The sequence below is a fragment of the Zooshikella ganghwensis genome (assembly GCF_018263875.1).
Classification (GTDB): domain Bacteria; phylum Pseudomonadota; class Gammaproteobacteria; order Pseudomonadales; family Zooshikellaceae; genus Zooshikella; species Zooshikella ganghwensis.
This window is the reverse complement of the sequence record NZ_JAEVHG010000053.1, coordinates 1-2,636: the sequence shown is the minus strand read 5'-3', so window position 1 is coordinate 2,636 and position 2,636 is coordinate 1. Positions and strand designations below refer to the sequence as shown.

Annotated in this window: 1 protein-coding gene and 1 pseudogene; both read left to right on the top strand. The window is 42.1% G+C overall.

Annotated features, from left to right (window positions below; genetic code table 11):
* Nucleotides 1-743, top strand: a pseudogene (locus KHS79_RS25710) (collagen-like protein); the annotation flags it as partial.
* A 212-nt stretch (nt 744-955) separates the two neighbouring features.
* Nucleotides 956-2,410, top strand: coding sequence for a LamG domain-containing protein (locus KHS79_RS25705; protein WP_212723014.1), 1,455 nt, complete (start codon nt 956-958; stop codon nt 2,408-2,410).
* Nucleotides 2,411-2,636: the final 226 nt, after the last annotated feature.

Sequence of the window (2,636 nt, the reverse complement as noted above, 5' to 3'; positions counted from 1 at the left end):
AAGCAAAATGCTTAGCGGAGTTAGGTTTTAAATGTGTACCTGCTTTTTACCGAGGACCTCGTGGAGAAGTGGGAGAACAGGGTGCCACAGGGTTAAGTGGTCCCAGAGGGGATAAGGGCGAAAAAGGTGACCGGGGTCCACAGGGAGAAAAAGGTGAAAAGGGAAGTACTGGACCTGTAGGACCAAGGGGTCCACAAGGATTAAAAGGTGAAAAAGGCGATAAGGGTGATCAAGGACCAAAAGGTGATACTGGTCCACAAGGGGTTGTTGGACCTCAGGGAGCAAAAGGCGAAGCAGGCCCTCAAGGTAAACCGGGTTCATCAGTGGATAGAAAGCATTATTTTGTTTCAAGGGAGCAAAGAGGTACTTCTTTAGTGATTCCTGAGCAGGATATTATTGATTTATGTGGTGATGAGGATGGATGTCAGTTGCGGTTGGGTATTGAGGGTTGGAGTGGTTCTGAAGATGAGTTTAGTAATCGAGTAACGTGGAGATCCACATTTTTCTCTTATAATGCTCAAAATAAACAGTGGGATTCATTGGAAGGGACTGTACGGGGGAAAAATAATGATGGAGTAATGAAGCATATATTTATAGCTTGGTCCTGTTATTTCACAGATGGATACCACGAAAATTATACTAATAAAGGTGATACATCCTTAAGTTTTGATTTAATCTCCTGGTCCCACGATAATAGTGGGCAAGGGTACAATGCCAACTGTCGTTTAACCATCATAGATTAGTGTCTTTAACCCCCTCCCAACCTCCCCCTTGAAAAGAGGGGAGGAGTTGATGGTGCATAATTTTAAGCGTTTTGATTAATTATTAATTCCGCTAAGATGCCCCTTTTAAATAAGCAGTTGGGGAAAACTCGTCTTCTTTCCTTCCCCTTAAATAAGGGGAGGGTTAGGGTTGGGTTACAAAATATCCGGGAAGTGAAATAAGGTCGTAAATAATGAAAAAAACTTTGGCAATAGCAATTTCTGCTGCGTTGCTTTCTCAAATATCTGTAAATGCTCATGCTGAACCAACTTCGGCAGAAATAGGTTTTTGGTCTTTTGATGCAGGGCGACATCAACAAGGTGGTGTGGATTATTCAGGACAAGGTAACCATGGTTACTTTTTAGAAAATGGTGCAGGTGATTTAAGTGGAGGAGTTTATAGCAATGAGGGTATTGAGGGTTCTTCACTTAAAGTAGAAGAAAATAATCCCTTTGTTACGCAGGTTAACTTTAATGGGGAAGCCTTTGATATAAACCAACCGTTTTCAGTTGCCTTATGGTTTAAAACTAAACAAGTTAACGAAAAGCAAGTGTTGATAGAGAAGTCAGATTCAACAGGTGACGCATTATTCGTTGTATTTTTAGACAGTGATAATCGATTGAAGGTAATGTTTAAAAGTGCTTCTGGTGTTATTGGCGATATCGAATCTCTTGATCCGTTGCTTCGTCATCAAAATAAATGGCAGCATTTAGTACTAGCTTATAATGGTAAACCCAATGGCTTGCATTTGGCACTTAATGGTAAACGTTTAAAAGACGTCAAATTAGGTATGCCTGATAACTTGATAACAGATGGACCTCTGGTATTTGGTAACTCTGTAGCAGAGCAACTTGCTTATCCGTTGCAAGGCGAACTTGATGAAATCCATGTGTATAACCGAGCGATCAGCTCTTTAGAAGCAAGCTGTTTAGCGGATGTCGGTTTTAATTGTGTTCCTGAGTTCTATCAAGGTCCACAAGGACCCAGAGGTAATCAAGGCGCACCTGGTATTCCTGGTAATAAAGGAAACCAGGGCGAAAAAGGTGACCGAGGACCACAGGGAGAAAAAGGTGAAAAGGGAAGTGCTGGCCCTGTAGGACGAAGGGGGCCACAAGGTTTAAAAGGTGATAAAGGCGATAAGGGTGATCAGGGCGTAAAAGGTGATACGGGGCCACAAGGGGCTGTCGGACCTCAGGGAGCAAAAGGAGAAGTAGGCCCTCAAGGTAAGCCAGGCTCATCAGTAGATAGAAAACATTATTTTGTACCAAGGGAACAAAGAGGTACGTCTTTAGATATACCAGAGGCGGATATTATTGAGTTATGTGGTGATGAGGATGGGTGTCAGTTGCGACTGGGAATGGAGGGATTTCTTGGTTCAACTGGTGCACATAGTAAGCGTGTAGCTTCTAAGTCTTCATTGTTTTATTACGACGCTGAAACGAAGCAGTGGCGTTCTTCTCTTAATGATAAGGCTGGTGATAATGGCATTAATGCCACTCAGCATATAATGAATGTGTGGGCTTGTGCGTTTACTGATGGAAAGTACCAAAACTGGAAAGATTTGTCTGATACGGATACTAATTTTGGTTTGGTTTCATGGAATGATCATGGCTATAACGCCAACTGCCGTTTAACCATTATAGATTAGTGTATTTAACCCCCTCCCAGCCTCCCCCTTGAAAAGAAGGGAGGAGTTGATGGTGCATAATTTTAAGCGTTTTGATTAATTATTAATTCCGCTAAGATGCCCCTTTTAAATAAGTGGATGGGGAAAACTCGTCTTCTTTCCCTCCCCTTAGGCAAGGGGAGGGGCAGGGTGGGATTTAAAAATCATCCAGAAAGTAAAAAGGTTATATTTAATGAAAAAGTCATTA

What these genes read in the sequence shown, in the direction of transcription:
- KHS79_RS25705 (WP_212723014.1), top strand. Translation starts at nt 956, where the DNA reads ATGAAAAAAACTTTGGCAATAGCAATTTCTGCTGCGTTGCTTTCTCAA.